The 26,760-nt window shown below is 53.5% G+C and carries 25 protein-coding genes; 20 read left to right on the plus strand and 5 right to left on the minus strand.

Features of this window, described 5'->3' with window-relative positions; translation table 11 throughout:
* Positions 1 to 74 precede the first annotated feature (74 nt).
* Positions 75 to 1,016 carry a formate/nitrite transporter family protein gene (locus OGX66_RS19025; RefSeq protein WP_046670109.1) on the minus strand — a complete coding sequence of 314 codons (942 nt, stop codon included), beginning with the start codon at positions 1,014 to 1,016 and terminating at the stop codon, positions 75 to 77.
* Positions 1,017 to 1,304: 288 nt separating this feature from the next.
* Between OGX66_RS19025 and mlaA the strand changes: the two genes are divergently transcribed.
* On the plus strand, positions 1,305 to 2,060 hold the full coding sequence (gene mlaA, locus OGX66_RS19030) for a phospholipid-binding lipoprotein MlaA (protein ID WP_270932809.1): 756 nt from the start codon (positions 1,305 to 1,307) through the stop codon (positions 2,058 to 2,060).
* Between the two features lie 59 nt (positions 2,061 to 2,119).
* Here the strand turns inward: mlaA and fadL are convergent, their stop codons facing one another.
* Positions 2,120 to 3,451: a long-chain fatty acid transporter FadL gene (fadL, locus tag OGX66_RS19035; protein ID WP_032941151.1), complete on the minus strand. Its 1,332-nt coding sequence runs from the start codon at positions 3,449 to 3,451 to the stop codon at positions 2,120 to 2,122.
* A 371-nt stretch (positions 3,452 to 3,822) separates the two neighbouring features.
* Between fadL and OGX66_RS19040 the strand changes: the two genes are divergently transcribed.
* From OGX66_RS19040 to sixA, 4 genes are all read left to right on the plus strand, one after another.
* Positions 3,823 to 4,107 (plus strand): YfcZ/YiiS family protein, encoded by a 285-nt coding sequence (locus OGX66_RS19040; protein WP_003834838.1) that lies wholly within the window; start codon positions 3,823 to 3,825, stop codon positions 4,105 to 4,107.
* Positions 4,108 to 4,284: 177 nt separating this feature from the next.
* Complete coding sequence (fadI, locus tag OGX66_RS19045; RefSeq protein WP_286512085.1) at positions 4,285 to 5,595, plus strand: acetyl-CoA C-acyltransferase FadI; 1,311 nt, start codon at positions 4,285 to 4,287, stop codon at positions 5,593 to 5,595.
* Positions 5,595 to 7,742: a fatty acid oxidation complex subunit alpha FadJ gene (fadJ, locus tag OGX66_RS19050; RefSeq protein WP_136345882.1), complete on the plus strand. Its 2,148-nt coding sequence runs from the start codon at positions 5,595 to 5,597 to the stop codon at positions 7,740 to 7,742. Before fadI ends, fadJ begins: the two co-directional genes overlap by 1 nt.
* Before the next feature lie 208 nt (positions 7,743 to 7,950).
* A complete protein-coding gene (gene sixA, locus OGX66_RS19055; protein WP_003028179.1) occupies positions 7,951 to 8,436 on the plus strand; it encodes a phosphohistidine phosphatase SixA in 486 nt (161 codons plus the stop codon).
* Between the two features lie 80 nt (positions 8,437 to 8,516).
* On the opposite strand, the gene smrB is transcribed toward sixA, so the two are convergent.
* The gene (gene smrB, locus OGX66_RS19060; protein WP_088903231.1) at positions 8,517 to 9,068 is read right to left on the minus strand and encodes an endonuclease SmrB; all 552 of its coding nucleotides are present in this window, start codon (positions 9,066 to 9,068) and stop codon (positions 8,517 to 8,519) included.
* Positions 9,069 to 9,234: 166 nt separating this feature from the next.
* On the opposite strand from smrB, the gene prmB reads away from it, so the two are divergent.
* The 6 genes from prmB to OGX66_RS19090 are packed head-to-tail and all read left to right on the plus strand — an operon-like array spanning position 9,235 to position 13,785.
* Positions 9,235 to 10,167 carry a 50S ribosomal protein L3 N(5)-glutamine methyltransferase gene (gene prmB / locus OGX66_RS19065; RefSeq protein ID WP_003028173.1) on the plus strand — a complete coding sequence of 311 codons (933 nt, stop codon included), beginning with the start codon at positions 9,235 to 9,237 and terminating at the stop codon, positions 10,165 to 10,167.
* Between the two features lie 39 nt (positions 10,168 to 10,206).
* Positions 10,207 to 11,292, plus strand: a complete 1,086-nt coding sequence (gene aroC, locus OGX66_RS19070) for a chorismate synthase (protein WP_003028170.1) — start codon at positions 10,207 to 10,209, stop codon at positions 11,290 to 11,292.
* Positions 11,293 to 11,295: 3 nt separating this feature from the next.
* Positions 11,296 to 12,120, plus strand: a complete 825-nt coding sequence (gene mepA / locus OGX66_RS19075; RefSeq protein ID WP_088903232.1) for a penicillin-insensitive murein endopeptidase — start codon at positions 11,296 to 11,298, stop codon at positions 12,118 to 12,120.
* The gene (locus OGX66_RS19080; protein WP_088903233.1) at positions 12,120 to 12,929 is read left to right on the plus strand and encodes a sulfite exporter TauE/SafE family protein; all 810 of its coding nucleotides are present in this window, start codon (positions 12,120 to 12,122) and stop codon (positions 12,927 to 12,929) included. The genes mepA and OGX66_RS19080 overlap by 1 nt, the downstream gene beginning before the upstream one ends.
* Positions 12,929 to 13,477 (plus strand): elongation factor P hydroxylase, encoded by a 549-nt coding sequence (locus OGX66_RS19085; RefSeq protein ID WP_003834819.1) that lies wholly within the window; start codon positions 12,929 to 12,931, stop codon positions 13,475 to 13,477. The genes OGX66_RS19080 and OGX66_RS19085 overlap by 1 nt, the downstream gene beginning before the upstream one ends.
* 32 nt (positions 13,478 to 13,509) lie before the next feature.
* On the plus strand, positions 13,510 to 13,785 hold the full coding sequence (locus tag OGX66_RS19090; RefSeq protein ID WP_003028163.1) for a YfcL family protein: 276 nt from the start codon (positions 13,510 to 13,512) through the stop codon (positions 13,783 to 13,785).
* A 114-nt stretch (positions 13,786 to 13,899) separates the two neighbouring features.
* On the opposite strand, the gene mnmC is transcribed toward OGX66_RS19090, so the two are convergent.
* Positions 13,900 to 15,900, minus strand: a complete 2,001-nt coding sequence (gene mnmC, locus OGX66_RS19095; RefSeq protein ID WP_174335245.1) for a bifunctional tRNA (5-methylaminomethyl-2-thiouridine)(34)-methyltransferase MnmC2/FAD-dependent 5-carboxymethylaminomethyl-2-thiouridine(34) oxidoreductase MnmC1 — start codon at positions 15,898 to 15,900, stop codon at positions 13,900 to 13,902.
* 159 nt (positions 15,901 to 16,059) lie between these two features.
* Here mnmC and fabB point away from each other — a divergent pair, with 159 nt between their 5' ends.
* Entirely contained in the window at positions 16,060 to 17,274 is a 1,215-nt protein-coding gene (fabB, locus tag OGX66_RS19100) for a beta-ketoacyl-ACP synthase I (RefSeq protein ID WP_003834815.1), read from the plus strand.
* A 213-nt stretch (positions 17,275 to 17,487) separates the two neighbouring features.
* Positions 17,488 to 18,666 (plus strand): MFS transporter, encoded by a 1,179-nt coding sequence (locus OGX66_RS19105; RefSeq protein WP_088903235.1) that lies wholly within the window; start codon positions 17,488 to 17,490, stop codon positions 18,664 to 18,666.
* Here OGX66_RS19105 and flk read toward each other — a convergent pair.
* Positions 18,663 to 19,664 (minus strand): flagella biosynthesis regulator Flk, encoded by a 1,002-nt coding sequence (gene flk / locus OGX66_RS19110; protein WP_003845068.1) that lies wholly within the window; start codon positions 19,662 to 19,664, stop codon positions 18,663 to 18,665. The genes OGX66_RS19105 and flk overlap by 4 nt on opposite strands.
* Positions 19,665 to 19,772: 108 nt before the next feature.
* Between flk and pdxB the strand changes: the two genes are divergently transcribed.
* From pdxB to dedD, 7 genes are all read left to right on the plus strand, one after another.
* Positions 19,773 to 20,909: a 4-phosphoerythronate dehydrogenase PdxB gene (gene pdxB, locus OGX66_RS19115; protein WP_049002855.1), complete on the plus strand. Its 1,137-nt coding sequence runs from the start codon at positions 19,773 to 19,775 to the stop codon at positions 20,907 to 20,909.
* Positions 20,910 to 20,977: 68 nt separating this feature from the next.
* Positions 20,978 to 21,991, plus strand: coding sequence for an aspartate-semialdehyde dehydrogenase (locus OGX66_RS19120; protein WP_003839313.1), 1,014 nt, complete (start codon positions 20,978 to 20,980; stop codon positions 21,989 to 21,991).
* The gene (gene truA / locus OGX66_RS19125) at positions 21,991 to 22,803 is read left to right on the plus strand and encodes a tRNA pseudouridine(38-40) synthase TruA (RefSeq protein ID WP_003028142.1); all 813 of its coding nucleotides are present in this window, start codon (positions 21,991 to 21,993) and stop codon (positions 22,801 to 22,803) included. The genes OGX66_RS19120 and truA overlap by 1 nt, the downstream gene beginning before the upstream one ends.
* Positions 22,804 to 22,827: 24 nt before the next feature.
* The gene (locus tag OGX66_RS19130; protein WP_003028140.1) at positions 22,828 to 23,487 is read left to right on the plus strand and encodes a DedA family protein; all 660 of its coding nucleotides are present in this window, start codon (positions 22,828 to 22,830) and stop codon (positions 23,485 to 23,487) included.
* A 149-nt stretch (positions 23,488 to 23,636) separates the two neighbouring features.
* Complete coding sequence (accD, locus tag OGX66_RS19135; RefSeq protein ID WP_003839317.1) at positions 23,637 to 24,551, plus strand: acetyl-CoA carboxylase, carboxyltransferase subunit beta; 915 nt, start codon at positions 23,637 to 23,639, stop codon at positions 24,549 to 24,551.
* 192 nt (positions 24,552 to 24,743) lie between these two features.
* Entirely contained in the window at positions 24,744 to 26,012 is a 1,269-nt protein-coding gene (gene folC / locus OGX66_RS19140; protein ID WP_044714056.1) for a bifunctional tetrahydrofolate synthase/dihydrofolate synthase, read from the plus strand.
* The gene (dedD, locus tag OGX66_RS19145; protein ID WP_286512090.1) at positions 26,002 to 26,664 is read left to right on the plus strand and encodes a cell division protein DedD; all 663 of its coding nucleotides are present in this window, start codon (positions 26,002 to 26,004) and stop codon (positions 26,662 to 26,664) included. The genes folC and dedD overlap by 11 nt, the downstream gene beginning before the upstream one ends.
* Positions 26,665 to 26,760: the final 96 nt, after the last annotated feature.

Genomic DNA, 26,760 nt, shown 5'->3' on the forward strand with positions numbered 1-26,760 from the left:
AAGCGGCACGAGTATAGCGTTTTTTACTCACAACGGTAAGTCTCAGGCCGCCCGACTGCTCAAACAGTCACCATTCAGGCCTGTTTTTTCTGGTTTTTCTGCGTTTGCTCATCACGCTTTGCTTGTAACCGGGCTTCTTCCTTGCGTTTGTTGCTCATATCATTGCGGATCTGCGCATGGCTCATCAGCGCGAAAATAAACGTTCCGCCACAGATATTCCCGGCGAGCGTTGGTAGCGCAAAGGGCCAGAAAAAATCACTCCAGTGCAGCGTGCCATTAAAGACCAGATAGAGAATTTCCACCGAGCCAACGACGATATGCGTGGTATCGCCTAACGCAATCAGCCAGGTCATCAGAATAATGACCACAATTTTTGCCGCCCCGGCGGCGGGGAACATCCACACCATGGTGGCAATTAACCAGCCAGAAATGATGGCGTTGGAAAACATCTCCACAGGAGTGTTTTTCATCACATCCATGCCAATTTTGACGAAAGCATCGCGGGTCTCTTCATCAAAAATCGGCATATGTTCAAACGCCCATGCTGCAACCCCGGTGCCAATAATATTACCCAGCAGTACCACGCTCCACAGGCGCATCAACAGGCCAAAATTGCCGAGGGTAGGGTTTTGCATCACCGGCAGTACGGCGGTGACGGTATTTTCGGTAAAGAGTTGTTGGCGGGCCATAATGACAATAATAAAGCCGAAAGTATAACCGAGGTTCTCGAGTAAAAATCCCCCTGGCACACCTTCCAGCTGTACGTGAAAAATCCCTTTAGCCAGTAGCGAGGCGCCCATCGACAGTCCGGCTGCGATGGCTGACCACAGCAGGGCCATTGCGTCGCGCTCCATCTCTTTCTCCCCATCCTGGCGAATATGTTCATGGATCGCCATGGCGCGGGAGGGGAGTCTGTCCTCATCAAGCTCTATCTTTTTCCCTGTTAGTTTTTCATCGCTTTCCACTTCGAGTTCGTCGCTGTGTCGATCAATCTTATCTTTCTTGATGTCATTCATGGCCGAATCCTGAATAAGCACGTATTGCTAAAGCGTAGCGGCTTTTGTCTGAAAATCAGCGGGAGAAAGTCTGAGATAGCAAAAATGGTAACGTTTGTTTTTATCGGGTTAGTTAGAATAGAACCGCCGCGGAGTGCGTATTACCAGGCTATGATCAAATCAGTAAGACAGGGTATATAGACATCATTTGACGTGCTGTTACAATCGCTCACATCTAAACAGGCGGATACGTCATCGTTCCGTCATGGATGGCAATCAGCGATAGCCATAAAACACAGGGAGATACTTATGAAGCTTCGCCTGTCGGCGCTTGCGCTGGGAACCTCACTTTTGGTGGGGTGTGCGAGCTCCGGTACTGAACAGCAGGGGCGTTCGGACCCATTTGAAGGGTTCAACCGTACCATGTACAACTTCAACTTTAACGTGTTGGATCCCTATGTTGTTCGACCGGTAGCAGTGGCCTGGCGTGATTATGTTCCGCAGCCGGCGCGTAATGGTTTAAGCAACTTTACGGGGAACCTTGAAGAACCGGCCGTCATGGTCAACTATTTCCTGCAAGGCGATCCTTATCAGGGGATGGTGCACTTTACCCGTTTCTTCCTGAATACCCTGTTAGGTATGGGCGGCTTTATCGATGTGGCAGGTATGGCTAATCCGAAGTTGCAGCGCGTTGAACCACACCGCTTTGGCAGTACGTTAGGCCACTATGACGTGGGTTACGGGCCGTATATGCAGCTTCCGTTCTACGGTAGTTTCACACTGCGTGATGACGGCGGCGATATGGTCGATACCCTGTATCCGGTACTGTCCTGGCTGACCTGGCCGTTGTCGATAGGCAAATGGACGGTTGAAGGGATTGAAACTCGCGCGCAATTGCTCGACTCTGACGGTCTGCTGCGTCAGTCTTCCGATCCTTACATTATGGTGCGTGAAGCTTACTTCCAGCGCCATGACTTTATTGCGAACGGTGGGAAACTCAAACCAGAAGAAAACCCGAACGCGAAAGACATTCAGGACGATTTAAAAGAGATCGATTCTGAGTAAGGAATTGGGCAAATAAAAAGGTGAGCTAAAAAGCTCACCTTTTTTACGTCTGAAGATAATCAGAATGCGTAGTTCAAGTTCATACCGTACAACCAGGCTTTCCCTTCAGATTCAAAGGAGTATGGGCCTTCTTCGAACTTCACTTTCTGACCGTGCATATAAGAGATGCCAACATCCAACGAGGCATCCTTATTAAAGGCGTAGGTTGTGCCCGCGCTCAGCCAGAAGCGGTCCTGATCCGGAATAGAGATGGAACGACGGTTTGCCGGAACCGGGCTATCATCAAAGGCGATACCGGTACGGAACGTCCAGGTATCATCATAGTAATAAGTAGTACCGAGCGCGATGCGATAGGAGTCTTTGAAGCCTTCTTCTTTATAGAACAAGGTTTGGCCGTTGTTGCCTTTTGCTTTCAGCTCCTGAAACTGACTCCAGCTGGTATAAGCCATGCTGTAGTGAACCGCCCACTGTGGTGCAACGCGGTTATAACCTGAAAACTCCCACATTTCCGGCAGGTTCAGATCAAGTGAACCATCGATCGTACTGCCGTTGGTTCCTGCTGGCAGGCTGGCGAACACTGGACGCAACTGCGCAGGAATACGATCCATTGATGGCAGATTGCTGCGGTAATCACCGTTGAAGTCAATTTTTACTTCAGAACGGTAGGTGAAACCGTAGCGGTTATCTTTGTCTACTTCATAAAGAAGACCAGCATTCCAACCGAAGCCCCATTCGTCACCTTTCAAGCGCGCAATCTGTGTATCTGCCGGATATTGCGCAGCCAGTGATGGAGGAATTCTACCCCCGGAGCCTGCAACGATCTGCTGTGGTAAATCGCCTGCATAGCGTTCAAGCTTCGCTTTGGCATAGATGGCGTTTAAACCGAGACCGAAGCTAAAATGATTGTTCAGGCGATAAGCACCGCTCAGGTTTAAATTGAGCGTTTCCAAATCGGTTTTTCCGCCCATCGAGCCTGCTGTGTAATTATTGTTAAACTCCGTAGCCAGGCCGTAGTTAGAGGTGACTGAGGCCCCCCAACCAAACTGATCGTTAATCGGAGCAACAAAATGCACGTTCGGTATCCAGGCTGTTGGGGCGATATTATCCTGGCTGGCGTCATTGCCAATACGCGAGCGACCGGAAATATCTACATCCGGGTCAACGAAAATTGCACCCGCAGAAAAAGTAGGGCGATCGAACATCATAATCAGTGCCGGGTTACGACTGGCGTTTCCTGCATCATCCGCAATTGCGCCTTCACCCGAATATGCCCGGCCAAGGCCAGAGGAAGAAAATTCGTTTAACTGAAAGCCTGCAGACCAGGCCTGTGTGGAGATAATTGCCACTGCGACTGCGAGAGCAGACTTTGTAAACAGGGTTTTCTGGCTCATGACCATAACCTCATAGATTTATTTTTATACAAACAATGTTACATACCGTAACAGGAGCGCGAAGTGTAGGGTCTGAGGTACGACTTAGAAATCAGACCAGTGGCGTGAGTATAGGTCGGACCAGCTGGAATGTTGCAAGTATGTTTATAAATATTTTCAAATTTGATCAGAGAAACGCGATCCAGCTGGCAAAATTGCGGAGGTGCGCACTCACCTGTTTGGGCGATTTTTGTTTTAGATCATTTTTAAGTGTGATTTCGGTCACTTATCGCATTTCGTACAATTAACGACTGGAGAGGCGAATAATGGGAGCGTAAAATATCCCCATCGTTTATCTGGCACCTCAGGTGCGAATACAGAGGAAATCTACAATGAGTAAATGCAGTGCTGATGAAACCCCGGTTTGCTGCTGTATGGATGTTGGCACCATCATGGACAACTCCGATTGCACCGCGTCCTACAGCCGTGTGTTCGCGAATCGCGCAGAGGCAGAAGAAACACTGGCCGCTCTGACTGAAAAGGCACGTGGCGTGGAATCTGAGCCTTGCCAAATCACTTCGACCTTTACTGAAGAGTCAGAAGGTGTGCGTCTGGATATCGACTTTGTTTTTGCCTGTGAAGCTGAAACGCTGATTTTCCAGCTGGGCCTGCGTTAATCCCCCTCTGCAAAAGCCCTTGCTATCTGATAGCAAGGGCTTTTTCGTAACTGTCAGTGATTATTCACTGTGTCTTAGCTCCCACTTTCTTTTCTCTCCGCTTGGCTAAATGTAAAAAATTGGTTAAGACTATGATCAGGTCAGACCACTTATTTTATTTTTTTACAGGGGAGTGTTATGAGTCAGGCTTTACCGCTGGTTACCCGCCAGGGCGACCGTATTGCCATTGTAAGTGGATTGCGTACGCCATTTGCTCGTCAGGCTACCGCGTTTCATGGCATTCCCGCCGTTGATTTAGGAAAAATGGTCGTCGGTGAGCTGCTGGCGCGCAGCGAAATTCCTGCCGATGTGATCGAGCAACTGGTTTTTGGTCAGGTGGTGCAAATGCCTGAAGCACCAAATATTGCTCGTGAAATTGTGCTGGGAACCGGCATGAATGTACATACCGATGCATATAGCGTGAGCAGGGCCTGCGCGACCAGTTTCCAGGCGGTGGCGAATGTCGCGGAAAGCCTGATGGGGGGGTCTATTCGTGCTGGAATTGCGGGTGGTGCGGACTCCTCGTCAGTCTTGCCTATTGGCGTTAGTAAAAAGCTGGCGCGGGTGCTGGTGGATGTCAATAAGGCCCGGACAACCGGTCAACGCCTTAAACTCTTTTCCCGATTGCGCTTACGTGACCTGATGCCTGTGCCGCCGGCCGTCGCCGAGTATTCCACCGGTTTGCGTATGGGGGATACGGCTGAGCAAATGGCCAAAACCTATGGTATTACCCGAGAGCAGCAGGATGCTCTGGCGCACCGCTCTCATCAGCGTGCCGCTCAGGCATGGGCTGAAGGAAAGCTGGCTGATGAGGTAATGACTACCTACGCGCCACCATTTAAAGATCCTTTTTCAGAAGATAACAACATTCGCGGTAACTCTACGCTGGCCGATTACGCCAAACTACGTCCGGCGTTTGACCGCAAGCACGGCACCGTCACCGCGGCAAACAGTACCCCGCTAACGGACGGCGCAGCCGCCGTGATCATGATGACGGAGTCGCGTGCGAAAGAGTTGGGGCTGGTGCCGCTGGGGTACTTGCGTAGTTTTGCTTTTACCGCCATCGATGTCTGGCAGGACATGCTGCTGGGACCGGCGTGGTCAACACCGCTTGCCCTGGAGAGAGCCGGTCTGACGATGGCAGATTTAACCCTGATCGATATGCATGAAGCCTTTGCCGCGCAAACGCTGGCGAATCTTCAGCTGTTGGGTAGCGAACGTTTTGCCCGCGACGTGCTGGGCAGGAGGCATGCCACTGGCGAGGTTGATGACAGTAAATTTAACGTGCTGGGCGGATCGATTGCCTATGGACACCCCTTTGCTGCCACCGGTGCGCGCATGATCACTCAAACCCTCCATGAGCTGCGTCGTCGTGGCGGCGGTTTTGGTTTAGTGACAGCCTGTGCAGCTGGTGGTCTGGGTGCGGCAATGGTTCTGGAGGCGGAATAATGGAAATGACATCGGCTTTTACACTAAACGTACGTCTGGATAACGTTGCTGTTGTCACCATTGATGTGCCCGGAGAGAAAATGAACACCCTGAAAGCAGAGTTTGCTTCTCAGGTGCGGGCCATTCTGAAACAAATCCGCGATAACAAAGCATTGCGTGGTGTGGTGTTTATTTCGGCTAAACCCGATAACTTCATTGCCGGGGCGGATATCAACATGATTGGTAGCTGTCGCAGCGCGCAGGAAGCCGAAACGCTGGCCCGTCAGGGGCAGCAGATGATGGCGGAAATTAATGCTTTACCGATCCCGGTTATCGCCGCGATTCATGGTGCATGCCTCGGCGGTGGCCTGGAGATGGCGCTGGCGTGCCACAACCGTATTTGTACCGATGATGCTAAAACCGTACTGGGTTTACCGGAAGTACAACTTGGCTTGTTGCCCGGCTCCGGTGGTACGCAGCGGCTGCCGCGCCTGATTGGCGTCAGTACCGCACTGGATATGATCCTCACCGGAAAACAATTACGCGCAAAACAGGCGCTGAAAGTTGGTTTAGTGGATGAAGTTGTACCGCATTCCATTTTGCTGGAAGCGGCCGTTGAACTGGCTAAAAAGGACAGTTCTGCGCAACGAACACTGCCCGTAAGAGAGCGAGTGTTGGCGGGGCCGCTGGGGCGGGCGCTGTTGTTCCGCATGGCCAGTAAAAAGACGGCGCAAAAAACGCAAGGTAACTACCCTGCAACAGAACGTATCCTTGAGGTCATCGAAACCGGGCTAGCGCAAGGCAGCAGTAGTGGTTACGACGCAGAGGCCCGCGCGTTTGGTGAGCTGGCGATGACATCCCAGTCTCAGGCGCTACGGCACATCTTTTTTGCCAACACCGACGTGAAAAAGGATCCGGGAAGCGATGCGAAGCCCGGTCCGCTGGACAGCGTTGGCATTTTGGGCGGCGGTCTGATGGGGGGCGGTATTGCTTATGTGACGGCCTGTAAAGGCGGCTTGCCTGTGCGCATCAAAGATATAAACGCTAAGGGAATCAACCATGCGCTGAAGTATAGCTGGGATCAGCTTGAAACGAAGGTTCGCCGCCGTCATATCAAAGCCTGCGAACGCGATAAACAACTGGCGCTGATTTCGGGATCGATCGACTACGGTGGCTTTGCGCATCGCGATTTGATTATTGAAGCCGTGTTTGAAGATCTGTCGCTAAAACAACGGATGGTGGCAGAAGTTGAGCAAAATTGCGCACCTCATACCGTTTTTGCTTCTAACACCTCATCTTTGCCGATTGGCGATATTGCTGCGAATGCTACCAGGCCTGAACAAGTGATTGGTTTACACTTTTTTAGTCCGGTGGAAAAAATGCCGTTGGTCGAAGTGATCCCACATGCCACGACCTCCGAGCAGACGATTGCAACTACCGTTAAGTTAGCGAAAAAACAGGGCAAAACGCCGATAGTGGTCAGAGATAAGGCCGGCTTTTACGTTAACCGCATTTTAGCGCCTTATATTAACGAAGCGATTCGTATGTTGACCGAGGGCGAGCGGGTCGAAACCATAGACGCCGCGCTGGTTAAGTTTGGTTTTCCAGTTGGGCCAATCCAACTTTTGGATGAGGTCGGAATTGATACGGGCACTAAAATTATACCAGTGCTTGAGGCTGCATATGGAGAACGTTTTAGCGCGCCTGCAAATGTTGTTGCTTCAATTTTGAATGACGATCGCAAAGGTAGAAAAAATGGTCGGGGTTTCTATCTTTATGGTGTGAAAGGGCGTAAAAGCAAAAAACAGGTCGACCCTGCAATTTATACGCTTATTGGCGTTCAGGGTCAGGGCCGACTTACCGCTACGCAGGTAGCAGAGCGGTGCGTCATGTTAATGCTCAATGAAGCTGCTCGTTGTTTCGACGAGAAGATAGTCCGTAGCGCACGTGATGGCGACATCGGCGCTGTATTTGGTATTGGTTTTCCGCCATTCCTCGGCGGCCCGTTCCGGTATATGGATTCACTCGGCGCGGGAGAAGTGGTTGCGACTCTGCAACGGCTGACCACGCAATACGGCTCGCGGTTTGCGCCGTGTGAACAGTTATTGCAGATGGCGGCACACAGTGAAAAATTCTGGAATATTGGGGAAACTGACCTGAATTCATGAGGTCAAAGGTAGGATGAATCCGCACTGAATGTATGGCTCGCGCTCAAAATGTAAACAGAGATTGACTATACTTACGCCGTTGAGGTAAAAAACAGCGTTTCATTCGGTGAATGGATAAGGCACAATGCCGGCCACCATATCGTTATCACAGCCAATAGGGGCTGTGAATAAAGGTATTGGTGATTCTGGTTAACAAAAGCGGTGCAATATGCAAGTTTTTATCATGCGTCACGGCGACGCGGCCCTCGATGCCGCCAGTGATTCGGTTCGTCCCTTAACCTCCTGTGGTTGTGACGAATCTCGCCTGATGGCGAACTGGCTGAAAGGTCAAAAAGTGGATATCGAACGTGTTCTGGTGAGCCCGTTCCTACGAGCCGAACAAACGCTGGATGTGGTGGGGGAGTGTATGAACCTGCCAACCGGTGTGGATGTTTTGCCGGAGTTGACTCCTTGCGGCGATGTCGGTCTGGTCAGTGCCTATTTACAGGCTCTGGCCAATGAAGGTATCGCCACGGCACTGGTTATCTCTCACTTGCCTTTAGTGGGGTATCTGGTGTCTGAGCTTTGCCCAGGTGAAACACCGCCGATGTTTACCACATCAGCGATTGCCAGCGTAACGCTTGATGAGAGCGGGAAGGGGACTTTTAACTGGCAGATGAGCCCGTGTAACCTGAAAATGGCAAAAGCGATTTAAAAAGGTTGGTATCGGATAAGGCGCAGCCGTCATCCGAAAATGCAAAGAGCCGCAAACGCGGCTCTTTCTGTTTTTCTGCATCACGGAAGTTCGGGCGGTAGCCACTCTTCTACTTCAATTAGCACCAGCAGCGCGGCGTCGCCACCGTACTCTTTCGGTGCCTGATGAAAAGCCATCACGTGCGGATGCTGGGCCAGCCAAAGCGGCGTTTGCTGTTTCAGAATATGTTTTCCGTGGCCATGCATCACGCAGGCGCAAAATACATGCTCACGACGACAGGCGGCAATCAGCGCGCCTAACTCTTGTTTGGCCTGCTGCTGGGTCAGCCCATGCAGATCGAGAAACAGCTCCGGAGAGTAATCGCCACGGCGCATTTTCTTCAGTTCGAAATGGCTGACGTCGACACGCAGGTATCTTACCGGGCCGTCCGTATTCAGCAGCGGCTGAAACTCATCCGAGAAATAGTGGCTGGCATCAGCCTGCTCCTGTAGCAGTCTTTTAACCGGAACCTCGGCAATTTTTTTACGTGGAGGTCGGTGAACAATGGTGTCCTGTTTAATTTTACGCGTGCCGGTCATCAGCTGGCGAAACAGCGTCTGATCCTCCTCGCTGAGCGATGTTTTCTTTTTCATTCGAGAGTCTCAACTTTTATTTTCCATTAGTTTAACCCGACTCGGCGGGCATCCGATCGCTTAAAACGCAATTTTCGCGCTCAGGCCCTGTGTGAATGCTGATTTATCGCCGTCTTCGTGGCAAACTAGCCGCCGAAATTAATACGAGCATGCCCTGGAGGAATACGTGGATAAAATTTTCGTCGATGAAGCAGTAAGTGAACTGCATACCATTCAGGACATGTTGCGTTGGGCGGTCAGCCGTTTTAGCGCGGCGAACATCTGGTATGGCCATGGCACGGATAACCCATGGGACGAGGCCGTACAACTGGTGCTGCCGTCACTTTATTTGCCGTTGGATATTCCGGAAGACATGCGTACAGCGCGTCTGACCTCCAGCGAGCGTCATCGTATTGTTGAACGCGTGATTCGCCGCGTAAACGAGCGCATTCCGGTTGCTTATCTGACCAACAAAGCCTGGTTCTGCGGGCATGAGTTTTATGTTGATGAACGCGTGCTGGTTCCGCGTTCACCGATTGGCGAGCTTATCAATAACCGCTTTGCGGGCCTTATTAATGAGCAGCCGCAGCATATCCTCGATATGTGTACCGGCAGCGGTTGTATTGCCATTGCCTGCGCGTATGCCTTCCCGGAAGCCGAAGTTGATGCGGTGGATATCTCCACTGACGCGCTGGCGGTGACCGAACACAATATTGAAGAACACGGCCTGATCCATCACGTCACGCCGATCCGTTCCGATCTGTTCCGCGATCTGCTGAAAGTCCAGTATGACCTGATTGTGACCAACCCGCCGTATGTCGATGCGGAAGATATGTCCGATCTGCCAAACGAATATCGTCACGAACCTGAGCTGGGTCTGGCGTCCGGCAGTGATGGGCTGAAACTTACCCGTCGCATTCTGGGGAACGCCCCAGACTACCTGTCAGATAACGGTATTCTGATTTGTGAAGTCGGAAACAGCATGGTACATCTGATAGAGCAATATCCGGATGTACCGTTCACCTGGCTGGAGTTCGACAACGGCGGTGACGGCGTATTCATGCTGACCAAAGAGCAGTTAGTTGCTGCTCGTGAGCACTTCAGCATTTATAAAGACTAATTACACGCGCACATACACAACACTCATAACGGAGCCGTGATGGCAGGAAACACAATTGGACAACTCTTTCGCGTAACCACTTTCGGCGAATCACACGGGCTGGCGCTCGGTTGTATTGTCGATGGTGTTCCGCCGGGCATTTCTCTGACAGAAGCTGACCTGCAGCACGATCTCGACAGACGGCGTCCAGGCACATCGCGCTACACTACGCAGCGTCGTGAGCCGGATCAGGTGAAAATCCTCTCCGGGGTGTTCGAGGGCGTTACCACTGGCACCAGCATTGGCCTGCTGATCGAAAATACCGATCAGCGCTCACAGGATTACGGCGCGATTAAGGACGTTTTTCGTCCAGGACACGCCGACTATACCTATGAGCAAAAATATGGCCTGCGCGACTACCGTGGTGGCGGACGTTCGTCCGCACGTGAAACAGCGATGCGCGTGGCGGCCGGAGCGATTGCCAAAAAATATCTGGCGGAAAAGTTCGGCGTTGAGATTCGCGGTTGCCTGACGCAGATGGGTGATATTCCTTTGGAGATCAAAGACTGGTCCCAGGTGGAACTTAACCCGTTCTTTTGTCCGGACCCGGATAAACTCGAAGCGCTGGACGAACTGATGCGCGGGCTGAAGAAAGAGGGCGACTCCATCGGGGCGAAGGTGACCGTTGTTGCAAGCGGTGTGCCTGCGGGTCTTGGCGAACCTGTATTCGACCGCCTGGATGCCGACATCGCCCATGCGCTGATGAGCATTAACGCCGTTAAGGGCGTTGAGATTGGCGACGGATTTGACGTTGTTGCGCTGCGTGGCAGCCAGAACCGAGATGAAATCACCAAAGAAGGTTTCCAGAGTAACCATGCGGGCGGCATTCTGGGTGGGATCAGCAGCGGGCAACAAATCATTGCTCATATGGCGCTGAAACCGACGTCCAGTATTACCGTTCCAGGGCGCACCATTAACCGCTTTGGTGAAGAAGTCGAAATGATCACTAAAGGTCGTCACGATCCGTGCGTTGGGATCCGCGCCGTACCGATCGCCGAGGCGATGCTGGCGATCGTATTGATGGATCACCTGCTGCGTCAGCGGGCGCAAAATGCGGACGTGAAGACCGATATTCCACGCTGGTAATAGATGAAAAAAACGGCACTTGCGGTGCTGGCTCTGTTTGCCAGTACCGCCTGTCTGGCGGCGACGCCCTGGCAGAAAATTACCCATCCGGTTGCGGGCAGCGCGCAGTCTATCGGCGCGTTTTCCAATGGCTGTATTGTTGGCGCAGATACGCTGCCTGTACAGTCAGAACATTATCAGGTGATGCGCACCGATCAGCGTCGTTACTTTGGCCATCCGGATCTGGTGAGGTTTATCCAGCGTCTGAGTAATCAGGCTAATAGTCAGGGGCTAGGCACGGTGTTAATCGGCGATATGGGTATGCCGGCCGGTGGGCGATTCAATGGCGGTCACGCCAGCCACCAGACGGGACTGGATGTGGATATTTTCCTGCAACTGCCGAAAACGCGCTGGACCCAGTCGCAACTGCTGCGGCCGCAGGCGTTAGATCTGGTCTCACAGGACGGCAAACGTGTTGTGCCATCACTGTGGAAACCGGAGATTTTTAGCCTGGTAAGGCTGGCTGCAAAAGATAATGAAGTAACGCGTATTTTCGTGAATCCAGCGATTAAGCAACAACTTTGTCTGGATGCAGGGACCGACAGGGACTGGTTGCGTAAAGTGCGGCCATGGTTCCAGCATCGTGCGCATATGCACGTGCGGTTACGTTGCCCTGCCGACAGCCTTGAGTGCGAAGATCAACCGTTACCGCCACCGGGTGACGGCTGTGGCGCAGAGCTGCAAAGCTGGTTCGAACCTCCAAAACCTGGAACCACCAAGCCTGAGAAGAAGACACCGCCGCCGTTGCCGCCTTCCTGCCAGGCGCTACTGGACGAGCATGTACTCTAATGGATCATTTTGCCTCTCTGTTTATGGTGTCGCCACTGCTGCTAGGTGTGCTGTTTTTTGTGGCGATGCTGGCAGGTTTTATTGATTCTCTGGCCGGAGGCGGTGGTCTACTCACCATCCCGGCATTGATGGCGGCCGGGATGCCACCAGCGCAAGCGCTGGCGACCAATAAGCTGCAGGCCTGCGGGGGATCTATCTCTTCCTCCCTCTATTTTATTCGTCGTGGCGTGGTTAATCTGGCGGATCAGAAGCTCAATATCTTCATGACGTTTGTCGGATCAATGAGCGGGGCGCTATTGGTTCAGCACGTGCAGTCAGATGTTCTGCGCCAGATCCTGCCGGTTCTGGTTATCTGTATTGGCCTTTACTTTCTGTTGATGCCGAAAGTGGGGGAAGAGGACCGACAGCATCGATTGCACGGTTTACCTTTCGCGCTGGTGGCGGGAGGCTGCGTCGGTTTTTACGATGGCTTTTTTGGTCCGGCGGCAGGGTCGTTCTACGCGCTGGCCTTTGTCATGCTGTGCGGATACAACCTGGCGAAATCGACGGCCCACGCCAAAGTATTAAATGCCACATCGAATATCGGTGGGTTGTTGTTGTTTGCCCTCGGCGGCAAAGTGATTTGGGCGACAGGTTTTGTGATGCTCATTGGCCAGTTTATTGGCGCACGGATGGGCTCTCGACTGGTGCTCAGCAAAGGACAAAAACTCATTCGGCCAATGATCGTTATTGTCTCCGCCGTGATGAGCGCCAAGCTACTTTATGATAATCATGGACAGGAGATTCTCCACTGGCTGGGGATGAATTAATGAATAATACGCACCACTACGAACAGTTAATTGAGATTTTTAACGGCTGCTTTGCCGATGAATTTAATACCCGTCTGATTAAAGGCGACGACGAACCGATCTATCTTCCTGCGGATGCGGAATTACCGTATCACCGTATCGTTTTTGCGCATGGTTATTACGCCAGTGCGTTACACGAAATTTCACACTGGTGCATCGCCGGTAAAGCTCGTCGTGAGCTGGTCGATTTTGGTTACTGGTACTGCCCGGACGGACGCGACGCGAAGACACAATGCCAGTTTGAAGATGTGGAAGTGAAGCCGCAGGCGTTTGACTGGTTGTTTTGCATGGCGGCGGGGTACCCGTTTAACGTCAGTTGCGACAACCTCGAAGGGGACTTTGAACCGGACCGCGTGGTATTCCAGCGCCGTGTTCATGCTCAGGTAATGGAGTACCTGGAAAAGGGGATCCCTGAACGTCCGGCGCGTTTTATTAACGCGTTACAGAATTATTATCACACGCCTGAACTTACGGCGGAACAATTCCCGTGGCCCGAAGCGCTCAACTGAAGCCGCTGCCACGTTTACAATGAGGAAAGAAGATGATCGCGGAGTTTGAATCACGCATTCTGGCATTAATCGACGATATGGTAGAGCACGCCAGCGATGATGAGTTGTTTGCCAGTGGCTATTTGCGTGGACACCTGACGCTGGCTGTGGCTGAGTTGGATGCTGGCGAGGACCATTCCGCTGAGGCATTGTACGCCAATGTGACCAGCAGCCTGGAAAAAGCCATCAGCGCAGGCGAACTCTCGCCGCGTGACCAGGCGTTAGTGAAAGAGATGTGGGACACTTTATTTCAAAAGGCAACGCAATAATAATTGCAGTGGATTGTGCCGGATGGCGACGCGAAGGCGTCTTATCCGGCCTACGTGGACGGGGGTTGTTGGCCTGATAAGCGTAGCGCCATCAGGCAATGATGAGATGGTATCTTATTTCACCGCTTTACCCTTCAATAACTTCCTTACCCACAGACGATTCGGATTCAGCGCAGCCAGCGTGCTGGCATCCATAGGGATAGGTTCATCGCTCATTTGCGATGCCAGAATTTCTGCACACAGCGGGGCAGTACACAGCCCGCGCGAGCCCAGCGCACCCAACATAAATAAATCGGAATAAACCGGGGCGTTTACGGCGTGCTCTCTGTCTTCGGCAAGAGTGGCATACTGGCTGAGCGTGGTGTCATAATCCGCGACGTTGCCGACCATCGGCATGTGATCGCGCGTGGCGCAGCGCACTCCACAACGGGCGGCATTGCCACTAACGTCTACTTCTTTTGCCCACGCGGCATTCGGGAAACAATCTATTAAGCGCTGACGGTTTTGCTGCTGATCGTCAGCACGATACACCGTTTCTTCACTTCCGCGATGATAACTGGCGCCAATGCAGTGCTGCTGGTTTTGCGGGTTGTGCGGCGTGAGGTAGCCGTCATAGCACAGCACCTGACGCAGCGCTGAAAGCGAAGGCGTAGTAGGAATGTGACTCACCTGACCGCCTACGGAGTACACCGGTAGCGACTGCGTCTGTTCAACGCTGTTAATGCGATGCCCGTTAGCCAGAACTACCGCAGCGTGAGTGGCGGTTGATCCACTGGCAAACGCCAATTTCCAGTTTTCTGTCTGTCGAGACAGTGAGGCCAGAGTATGTTGATACCGGGTGCGTAATCCCAGCGTTGCGGCATAGTCGAATACGGCGGCGGTTAACTGTGCCGGACACAGCCATCCTCCGGCGGGGTACTGAATCCCGTCGCATCCGGTTTTTACGCCGGTCGTTTGTAAAACCTGCTCTGCGTCAACCCCGACGGCGAGCGCATCGGGCAATTCAAGGGACAACATTTGGTCGATTTTTTGCTGGCTTTTCTCATCCCACGCCAGTTGCGTCACGCCGCACCAGTCATGCGCGAACTCAACTGGGAGGGCGTCATACAGCCGGCGGGCGAAGGTAAACGCGGTGGGAAAAAAGAGATTAATGGCCGCGTCATGCTTGCTCAGTAGCGGATAAAGAGCGCCCTGGCGATTACCTGATGCGCCTTCGGCTGGTTTCGCGTCTGCGCAATAGAGCGTGACCTGCCAGCCACGGCGCAGGAGTGCCAGCGACAGCAATGCGCTGGCGATGCCTCCGCCAATTATAGCGGCTTCGCGCTTATCTGTTCCGGTACGTGCAAACCAGGGGGCCGAGGAGGGGAGCGCCAGCGTCTTATCCATTACGCCACAAAGCATTTCTCGTTTGCGACCAAAGCCTTTGCATTTTTGCATCGTAAACCCGGCTTCCTGCAATCCCCGACGCACAAAGCCTGCTGAGGTGAAGGTCGCCAGCGTGCCGCCGGGGCGAGCCAGACGGGCCATTGCGTTAAACAGCGTTGGCGTCCACATATCCGGATTTTTTGCCGGCGCGAAACCGTCCAGAAACCAGGCATCCACTTTTTGATTCAGGGAGTCATCCAGCTTGCTGGTCAGTTCGTTAATATCGCCAAACCACAGATCCAGCGTGACGCGTCCTTCATCAAGGAGCAGGCGATGGCATCCCGCCAGCGGCAGCGGCCATTGCTCTTGCAGCGCCGTGGCCCACGGGGCAAGTTCTGGCCAGTGCTGATGGGCTAAGGTCAGATCTTCACGCGTCAGCGGAAATTTTTCAAAACTGATGAAATGTAATCTTTCCAGGGTAGCGTCAGGGTGGGTATCGAGGAATTCGGCAAACGCCTGCCAGAGTGTCAGGAAGTTAAGTCCGGTGCCAAACCCGCTTTCGGCCACCACGAAGAGGGGACGTGAATGCGCAGGGAATCGCTGGGCGAGATGATTCCCGCCGAGAAAGACGTAACGTGTCTCTTCCAGCCCGTTATCATTAGAAAAATAGACATCGTCAAAATCTCGGGAAACAGGTGTACCCTCAGCGTTGAATTCAAGGTTGGCAGGTTGTATAGCGTATTGTTTCACGTAAGTTACTCGTCTGGCAGGCTGTGCCCCGATCTTAGCGATGAGTGCCTGGCTGCGCAAATTTCCACATTAAATGGCTGATCGGACTTGTTCGGCGTACAAGTGTACGCTATTGTGCCACTCGAAACTTTAAAATAGTGCGACTTACAGAGGTATTGAATGAAACGTGCAGTGATTACTGGCTTGGGCATCGTTTCCAGCATCGGTAATAACCAGCAGGAAGTCCTGGCATCTCTGCGTGAAGGACGTTCAGGGATCACTTTCTCTCAGGAGCTGAAGGACTCCGGCATGCGTAGCCACGTTTGGGGCAACGTAAAACTGGATACCACTGGCCTCATTGACCGCAAAGTAGTGCGCTTCATGAGCGACGCATCCATCTATGCATTCCTTTCTATGGAACAGGCAGTGGCTGATGCCGGCCTTGCAGCAGAAGATTACCAGAACAACCCGCGCGTTGGCCTGATTGCAGGTTCCGGCGGCGGCTCCCCGCGTTTTCAGGTGTTCGGTGCTGACGCAATGCGTAGCCCGCGTGGCCTGAAAGCGGTTGGCCCGTATGTGGTCACCAAAGCGATGGCGTCCGGCGTTTCTGCCTGCCTCGCAACGCCGTTCAAGATCCACGGCGTAAACTACTCTATCAGCTCTGCCTGTGCGACATCTGCGCACTGTATCGGCAACGCAGTAGAACAAATTCAGCTGGGCAAACAAGACATCGTTTTCGCTGGCGGCGGCGAAGAGCTGTGCTGGGAAATGGCGTGTGAATTCGACGCCATGGGCGCGCTGTCTACCAAATATAACGACGATCCATCCAAAGCTTCCCGTACCTATGACGCACACCGTGACGGTTTCGTTATTGCTGGCGGCGGCGGTATGGTCGTGGTCGAAGAGCTGGAACACGCTCTGGCACGTGGCGCGCACATCTATGCGGAAATCGTCGGTTATGGCGCAACGTCCGATGGCGCAGACATGGTTGCTCCGTCTGGCGAAGGCGCAGTACGTTGCATGCAGATGGCGATGCACGGCGTAGACACGCCGATCGACTACCTGAACTCCCACGGTACCTCTACTCCGGTAGGCGACGTGAAAGAGCTGGGTGCGATTCGTGAAGTGTTTGGCGACAACAGCCCGGCAATCTCCGCAACCAAAGCGATGACCGGTCACTCACTGGGCGCGGCTGGCGTTCAGGAAGCTATCTACTCTCTGCTGATGCTGGAACACGGTTTTATCGCGCCAAGCATCAACATTGAAGAGCTGGACGAGCAGGCGGCAGGTCTGAACATCGTGACCAAACCGACCGAGCAGGCGCTGACGACTGTAATGTCCAACAGCTTCGGTTTTGGCGGCACCAACGCCACGCTGGTTATGCGTAAGCTGTAAGCGTAAGACTGAAAGATTATGCAAGAGGGGAGCCTGATGGCTCCCTTTTTTATATCGTTGACAACCGCTCTGGTTTACAGGCAGACTCCAGCTTCAACATTATCCTCTTGATAATGCGTAAGCGTTTAACGTTATCCAACGCACCTTAATCCTGATAGTCAGGTAGAGGGGGCGTGGGCATTCCTCGCCTTACTCTGCATTTTGGAGTAACGCATGACAGCTGTAACCCAACAAGAAAAAACACCTTCGGCGAACTTTTCGCTGTTTCGCATCGCTTTTGCGGTTTTCCTGACCTATATGACGGTCGGTTTACCTTTGCCCGTCATTCCTCTGTTTGTGCACCAGGAACTGGGCTATGGCAATACCATGGTCGGCATCGCCGTCGGCGTACAGTTTCTGGCGACGGTATTAACACGCGGCTACGCCGGGCGGTTAGCCGATCAATATGGTGCCAAACGCTCGGCGCTACAGGGGATGTTTGCCTGTGGGCTGGCGGGTGCGGCGTGGCTGTTAGCCGCGCTATTGCCCGTTTCTGTTCCCGTAAAATTTGCGTTGCTAATCGTCGGTCGTTTGATCCTCGGTTTTGGCGAAAGCCAACTGCTCACCGGAACGTTGACCTGGGGGCTGGGGCTGGTCGGTCCAACACGCTCCGGTAAGGTGATGTCATGGAACGGAATGGCGATTTACGGCGCGCTGGCCGCCGGTGCACCGTTGGGACTTCTGATCCACAGCCACTTTGGCTTCGCGGCGCTGGCGGGAACCACGATGGTATTACCGCTGCTGGCATGGGTATTCAACGGCACCGTGCGTAAAGTGCCTGCACATGCAGGAGAACGCCCTTCGTTATGGAGCGTGGTAGGGCTTATCTGGAAACCGGGCCTGGGCCTGGCGCTGCAGGGCGTTGGCTTTGCGGTGATCGGTACATTTATTTCACTCTATTTTGTCAGCAATGGCTGGACGATGGCGGGGTTCACCCTGACCGCGTTTGGCGGGGCGTTTGTGCTGATGCGCATTCTGTTTGGCTGGATGCCGGACCGGTTTGGCGGCGTGAAGGTTGCCGTTGTCTCTTTGCTGGTGGAAATCGCAGGACTGATTCTGCTGTGGCAGGCCCCAACAGCCTGGGTTGCACTGCTTGGAGCGGCATTAACCGGGGCCGGGTGTTCGCTTATCTTCCCGGCCTTGGGCGTCGAGGTGGTGAAGCGAGTACCCGCGCAGGTTCGCGGTACGGCGCTTGGCGGTTACGCCGCATTTCAGGATATCTCCTACGGCATAAGCGGGCCGGTCGCCGGGGTGCTGGCCACCGCGTACGGTTATCCCTCAGTGTTCCTTGCCGGGGCGATATCCGCCGTGGTGGGGATTATTGTAACGTTGCTTACGCTGCGTAAAGGTTAAGCGACCAGCCAGAAAATGGCTAACGCAATCATCAATGCAACAAACAACAGTCCCGGTCGTGCCGACAGAGATTTAACCGTTTCAATCATCGGCGCGAACGGGCTGTAAATGGGCTGCAGATGACGCGGATCGCTGAGCTCGCGTTCTCGTTCCACGCGACGCAGGAAAATTTGATTGAGCAAGTCCTGCACCTGCACCGTGGTCAGAATCGATTGTGGTTGGATCTGATACGTCTGCTGCGCGTACTCTTTTATTGCTGTCAGCTCATTCGGCTCTAATGGCAGCTTCAGCGCAGCCTGGAGCGTTTGTAGCGTCGGGGCGCTTTGCAGGCTGAGCGTCTGGCGCGCCTGCAGCCAGGTGACCAGGTGCGTAAACTGTTTGGCAGGGATCAGCTCACCGCTTTTTACGCCAGACAACTCCAGCATCGACTGCCAGATCATCTTCCCGGATTCTCCCGTGGCCGCCGCCAGTTTAGTAACTAACTGGTTCAGCGTATTGTGCTCTGCGGGGAGCAACGGGCGATCGGTTGCCGGGCGCTGCTGCGGCTGTGGTATCGACAGCTGCCCTTGTTGCAGCAGCGTGAGCACGTTTTTCAACTGCTCAGGCGTGAGCTGGCTGAGCGCCGTTTGCCCATACTGCTGACGGATAAAATCACTCACCGCCTGGCGATTATTTCCCTGGCTCAGTAATTCAGTGAGCTGCGAAAGCACCTGACGATTAACATGATTTTGCTGAGCAACTCCCAGCCGTTGGTTAAGGTTTTGCTCAGCGGCTGGAAAGTGACGTGACTGCAGCGGAGTATCACTTTTGACGCCCAGATCGTGCTTCATTCCGGCCCACACCTCAGCACTTTGCTGCTGGGTGAGTGAAATCAAACGGGTAATTAGTCGTTCCAACACAGTACGTTGTTGTGTGGATAACGGTTGTTCACCCGCAGCGGAAGGGGCATTTTGGCCTTCGCCGGGAGGGCGTGCGGGCGTACCTGAAATGGGCTGCATCATCTCTGTTCCTTAAATCTGTGCTGACCAGGTCTCGCAGTATGCCTGGCGGCGAGATTATGGCACACTTGCCCGGTTAACTCTCGTTCTCAAACAGGTGCGAAAGACGTGAAAATCCTCGTTGATGAAAATATGCCCTATGCCCGCGAACTGTTCAGTCGTTTGGGGGAGGTCAAAGCGGTTCCCGGTCGTCCGATTCCCGTTGCTGAACTGGATGATGCGGATGCTTTAATGGTGCGCTCGGTGACGAAAGTAAATGAATCACTGCTTGGAGGAAAACCGGTTAAATTTGTCGGTACGGCAACCGCTGGTACAGACCATGTGGATGACGCCTGGCTTGCGCAGGCTGGGATCGGTTTTTCCGCCGCGCCCGGTTGTAACGCGATAGCGGTCGTAGAATATGTTTTTTCAGCGTTGCTGATGCTGGCGGAGCGTGACGGGTTTTCGTTACGCGATCGTACCGTAGGCATTGTGGGTGTGGGCAACGTGGGTGGGCGTTTGCAGGCGCGTCTGGACGCGCTGGGGATCCGCACGCTGCTGTGCGATCCACCGCGAGCCGATCGCGGTGACGAGGGCGATTTCCGCTCGCTGGACGAACTGGTAGAGCAAGCCGATGTGCTGACTTTCCATACGCCACTGTTTAAAGACGGACCCTACAAAACGCTGCACATGGCGGATGATGCGCTGATTAGCCGACTGAAGCCGGGCACTATTCTGATCAATGCCTGCCGTGGGCCGGTCATCGACAATACAGCATTGCTGAACCGGTTGAATGCCGGTCAGTCGCTGAGCGTTGTGCTGGATGTCTGGGAAGGAGAGCCGGATCTCAATGTGGCGTTGCTGGAAAAAGCCGATATCGGCACGGCGCACATTGCCGGGTATACCCTCGAAGGAAAAGCGCGTGGCACCACGCAGGTCTTTGAGGCCTATAGTAAGTTTATTGGTCACGAGCAGCACGTTGCGCTCAGTACCCTGTTACCCGCGCCGGAATTTGGTCGTATCACCCTGCATGGCCCGTTAGATCAGCCAACGCTGAAAAGGCTGGTGCATTTAGTGTATGATGTGCGCCGCGATGATGCGCCGCTGCGTAAAGTCGCTGGAATTCCGGGTGAGTTTGATAAACTGCGTAAAAATTACCTTGAGCGTCGTGAGTGGTCGTCTTTATATGTGATGTGTGACGACGCAACGGCTGCTGCCTTATTGTGTAAGCTGGGTTTTAACGCTGTTCATCATCCGGCACATTAATGTCTTCTTAATGCTCCCTGTCGAATAATGCGACAGGGACGCTTACGTATTTCTTGGAGTAAATCACCATGTCTGAAGGCTGGAATATTGCCATTCTGGGCGCAACGGGCGCCGTAGGCGAAGCCCTGCTCGATACGCTGGCTGAACGCCAGTTCCCGGTCGGTGAAATTTATGCGCTGGCGCGTAATGAAAGCGCCGGTGAGCATCTGCGTTTTAACGGTAAATCGGTCATAGTGCAGGACGTTGCAGAATTTGACTGGACGCAGGCACAGTTGGCATTTTTTGTTGCGGGCACTGAAGCCACCGCCGCATGGGTAGAAGAAGCAACAAATGCGGGTTGCCTGGTGATTGACAGCAGCGGTCTGTTCGCGCTTGAGCCAGACGTTCCGCTGGTGGTTCCGGACGTTAACCCGTTCGTGCTGGCAGATTACCGTAACCGCAATGTGATTGCGGTACCAAACAGCCTGACAAGCCAGTTGCTGTCTGCGCTGAAACCATTGATTGATGACGGCGGGCTGTCACGGATTACGGTGACCAATATTATTTCGGCTTCCGCTCACGGCAAAAAAGCCGTAGACGCACTGGCCGGACAAAGCGCGAAATTGCTTAACGGCATCCCGATTGACGAAGATGATTTCTTTGGTCGTCAGCTGGCGTTCAATATGCTGCCGCTGCTGCCCGATCGCGAAGGCAGCGTGCGTGAAGAGCGTCGTATTGTTGATGAAGTGCGCAAAATTATGCAGGATGACGGCCTGCTGATCTCCGCCAGCATCGTGCAGTCCCCGGTGTTTTATGGCCATGCGCAGATGGTGAATTTTGAAGCCCTGCGCCCGTTGGCGGCGGAAGAAGCACGTGATGCGTTTTCACGCGGCGAAGATGTGGTGTTGTCGGAAGAGACCGACTTCCCTACCCAGGTTGGCGACGCGTCAGGTACTCCGCACCTTTCTATTGGCTGCGTGCATAACGATTACGGTATGCCGGAGCAAGTTCAGTTCTGGTCTGTGGCAGACAACGTACGCTTTGGCGGCGCGTTAATGGCGGTGAAAATTGCGGAAAAACTGGTGCAGGAGTACCTGTACTAATGTCTGACCAGCAACAGCCGTCAACCCATAAAATTGCGCTGGGCATTGAGTATGACGGCAGCAAATATTATGGCTGGCAGCGCCAGAACGAAGTGCGTAGCGTTCAGGAAAAACTGGAAAAAGCGCTTTCTCAGGTGGCGAATGAACGCATTAATGTTTTTTGTGCAGGTCGCACGGATGCGGGCGTTCATGGCACTGGGCAGGTCGTGCATTTTGAAACCACTGCTCAGCGTAAAGATGCGGCCTGGACACTGGGGGTAAATGCGAATTTACCTGGTGACATCGCCGTGCGCTGGGTGAAAGCTGTACCTGATGATTTTCATGCCAGATTTAGCGCTACGGCTCGCCGTTATCGCTACATCATCTACAATCATCGGTTGCGCCCTGCGGTTTTGGGTAAAGGGGTAACCCATTATTATGAACCGCTGGACGCTGAGCGTATGCATCGTGCAGCCCAGTGTCTGATTGGCGAAAATGATTTTACCTCGTTCCGGGCGGTACAGTGCCAGTCGCGCACACCGTGGCGTAACGTGATGCACATTAACGTCGAACGTTTCGGTGCATATGTGGTGGTGGATATTAAAGCGAATGCCTTTGTACATCATATGGTCAGGAATATTGTCGGCAGCCTGATGGAAGTTGGCGCCAACAACCAGCCGGAGAGCTGGATAGCAGAACTGTTAGCGGCAAAGGACAGAACGCTGGCAGCGGCAACGGCGAAAGCGGAAGGACTGTATCTGGTTGCAGTAGATTACCCGGACCGGTTCGACCTGCCAAAACCGCCTATGGGCCCGCTATTTCTGGCGGACTAATTTGAGTCGTATAAAGGCATAACTATGGACCTGATTTACTTTCTTATTGATTTTATCCTGCACATTGATGTGCACCTGGCGGAGCTGGTTGCGGAATACGGTATCTGGGTATACGCGATTCTGTTTCTGATCCTGTTCTGCGAAACCGGGCTGGTGGTGACGCCGTTCCTGCCGGGAGACTCGCTGCTGTTTGTTGCTGGTGCGCTTTCTGCGCTGCCGACCAATGATCTCAATGTTCATCTGATGGTGGCGCTGATGATTGTGGCGGCGATTGTGGGCGATGCAGTGAACTACACGATTGGCCGATTGTTCGGGGAAAAACTTTTCAGTAACCCGAACTCCAAAATTTTCCGTCGCAGCTACCTGGATAAAACCCATGCGTTCTACGAGCGTCATGGCGGTAAGACGATTATCCTGGCGCGTTTCGTGCCTATCGTGCGCACATTTGCGCCGTTTGTTGCCGGTATGGGACATATGTCCTACCGTCACTTTGCGATGTATAACGTCGTAGGTGCATTGCTGTGGGTATTGTTGTTCACCTACGCAGGCTACCTGTTCGGCGATCTGCCGATTGTCCAGGAAAACCTGAAATTACTGATTGTGGCGATTATCGTCCTTTCCGTATTGCCGGGGGTGATTGAAGTAATTCGCCATAAACGTGCTGCGTCACGGGCTGCAAAATAGAAAGTAACTCAGCGGTTCGACCACTTTTTTATCCAAAGTTTCGGGCTGTTATGTTTTAATGTGCAACATTCATGGTCTGTTAGGGGCAAAAATGGCATTATGCGCCCCTTATAACAAAGCTGACTAGGGTTCAGGCAGAAAGGTCACCAATGAGCTGGATTGAACGAATTAAAAGCAACATTACTCCCACCCGCAAGGCAAGCATTCCTGAAGGGGTGTGGACCAAGTGTGATAGCTGCGGTCAGGTTTTATACCGTGCTGAGCTGGAACGTAATCTTGAGGTCTGTCCGAAGTGTGACCATCATATGCGCATGTCGGCGCGCAATCGCCTGCATAGCCTGTTAGATGAAGGTTCTCTTGTGGAACTGGGTAGCGAGCTTGAGCCGAAAGACGTGCTGAAGTTTCGTGACTCCAAAAAATACAAAGACAGACTGGCTTCTGCGCAGAAAGAAACCGGCGAGAAAGATGCGCTGGTGGTGATGAAAGGCACGCTGCATGGTATGCCGGTCGTTGCTGCGGCATTCGAGTTCGCGTTTATGGGCGGCTCCATGGGCTCTGTGGTCGGTGCGCGTTTTGTCCGTGCCGTTGAGCAGGCACTGGAAGACAACTGTCCGCTGATCTGCTTCTCCGCTTCTGGCGGGGCGCGTATGCAGGAAGCGCTGATGTCTCTGATGCAGATGGCAAAAACCTCTGCTGCGCTGGCGAAAATGCAGGAACGCGGTTTACCGTATATTTCTGTACTGACCGACCCAACAATGGGTGGTGTTTCCGCAAGCTTCGCGATGCTGGGCGATCTCAACATTGCAGAACCGAAAGCACTGATCGGCTTCGCGGGTCCGCGTGTTATCGAGCAAACCGTACGTGAGAAACTGCCGCCGGGATTCCAGCGCAGCGAGTTCCTGATTGAAAAAGGCGCTATCGATATGATCGTCCGCCGTCCGGAAATGCGCCTGAAACTGGCAAGCATCCTGGCGAAGCTGATGAATCTTCCTGCGCCGAATCCGGATGAGCCGCGTGAAGGCGAGGTGGTATCTCCGGTACCCGATCAGGAATCAGAAGCCTGATAACTTACTCTATGGATTTCGAGTTGCAGGAAGACGGCAAGAGAGTGAACCCCGATGAGCTTGCACGGGCAAGTGATTCGGGTGAGCGAGAGCAGCCAACACACCTGCAGCTTGTAAGACGACGAGTAAAAAAGGGCAGGGCCAACTGGCGCTGCCTTTTGCTTTAATCTACGTAATAAAATTACAGGCATCATGGACAATAAACGTATTCCTCAAGCCGCGTCGCCCCTGGCGTCGTGGCTTTCTTATCTGGAAAACCTGCACAGTAAAACCATCGATCTTGGCCTTGAGCGCGTAAGCCAGGTAGCGCGCAAACTGGGTGTATTGAAACCCGCGCCATTTGTGTTTACGGTGGCAGGAACCAACGGAAAAGGCACGACCTGTCGTACGCTGGAATCTGTGCTGACTGCGGCAGGATATAAAGTTGGGGTATATAGTTCGCCTCATCTGGTGCGCTACACGGAACGCGTACGCGTGCAGGGGGGGGAACTGCCGGAATCAGCCCATACCGCCTCGTTTGCTGAGATTGAAGACGCTCGTGGTGATATTTCCCTGACTTACTTTGAATACGGTACGTTATCGGCACTCTGGCTGTTTAAACAGGCCCAACTGGATGTCGTTATTCTGGAAGTGGGATTAGGCGGCCGCCTTGACGCCACCAATATCGTCGATGCCGATGTCGCTGTAGTCACCAGTATTGCGCTTGACCATACTGACTGGCTGGGCCCGGATCGTGAAAGTATTGGTCGTGAGAAGGCAGGCATTTTCCGTGCAGAGAAACCGGCTATCGTCGGCGAGCCTGAAATGCCTTACACCATCGCGGATGTCGCGCAAGAGTGCGGGGCGATTTTGCAACGCTGCGGCGTAGACTGGCGCTATGCGGTTACTGAGAACGACTGGTCGTTTACGGATGCTTATGGAACGTTGGCGCATTTGCCGTTGCCTCAGGTGCCACAACCTAATGCTGCTACCGCACTGGCTGCGCTGCGCGCAAGCGGGCTGAACGTTAGCGAGCAGGCGATTCGTGACGGCATCGAACGCGCGATTTTACCTGGGCGCTTCCAGATTGTGAGCGAGTCGCCGCGAGTGATTTTCGATGTTGCCCATAACCCGCATGCGGCAGAGTATCTGACCGGACGTCTGAAAAAGTTAGTGAAAAGCGGGCGTGTACTTGCGGTTATCGGTATGCTACATGATAAAGATATTGCCGGTACGTTAGCCTGGTTAAAAAGCGTGGTTGACGTCTGGTACTGTGCGCCCCTGGAAGGGCCGCGTGGCGCAACGGCAGAACAACTGCTGGAGCACCTGGGCAAAGGCAACGCTTATGACAGCGTGGCGCAGGCATGGTCTGCAGCACTTGCTGAGGCGAAGCCAGAAGATACCGTGTTGGTGTGTGGATCCTTTCACACTGTCGCACATGTCATGGAAGTAATAGACGTGGGGAGAAGCGGTGGCGAGTAAGTTTCAGAATCGATTAGTCGGCACAATTGTGCTAGTCGCGCTCGGGGTAATTGTGCTTCCCGGGCTGCTTGACGGGCAGAAAAAGCATTATCAGGATGAATTTGCAGCGATCCCACTGGTGCCTAAACCCGGTGATCGCGATGAACCAGACATGATGCCTGCAGCAACGCAGGCGCTGCCGACTCAGCCGCCGGAAGGGGCGGCAGAAGAGGTGCGTGCGGGTGATGCTGCCGCGCCATCGTTGGATCCATCACGTTTGACGACGGCAAACAGCGCGGAATTAGATCCTGTCCCTGCGCCTGTGGAACCACCGAAACCTAAACCGAAACCGCAGCCTGTTGCCGTCGCTCCGACGCCTGCGCCGGCCCCAGCGCCGAAACCGGCTGTTGAGGAACCGCCAGCCCCAACCGGCAAAGCGTACGTTGTACAGCTCGGTGCGCTGAAAAATGCGGATAAGGTCAATGAGATCGTGGGTAAACTTCGTGGCGCGGGCTTCCGGGTATATACTTCCCCGTCAACGCCGGTGCAGGGTAAAATAACCCGCATTCTCGTCGGGCCGGACGCCTCCAAAGATAAGCTAAAGAACTCGCTGGACGAGCTGCAGAAGATCTCTGGTCTGAGTGGCGTCGTGATGGGGTACACCCCTAATTAAGGGATTGCGCTGTTTACGGCGCAGCCCTGATTCAGGCCGGATACGGTGTTTTTACCGCTATCCGGTAGTGCCCGAAGAGGCATAAAACGGTATGGC

Origin of the sequence: Citrobacter sp. Cf072 (assembly GCF_030334485.1) — a bacterium.
GTDB lineage: Bacteria > Pseudomonadota > Gammaproteobacteria > Enterobacterales > Enterobacteriaceae > Citrobacter > Citrobacter freundii.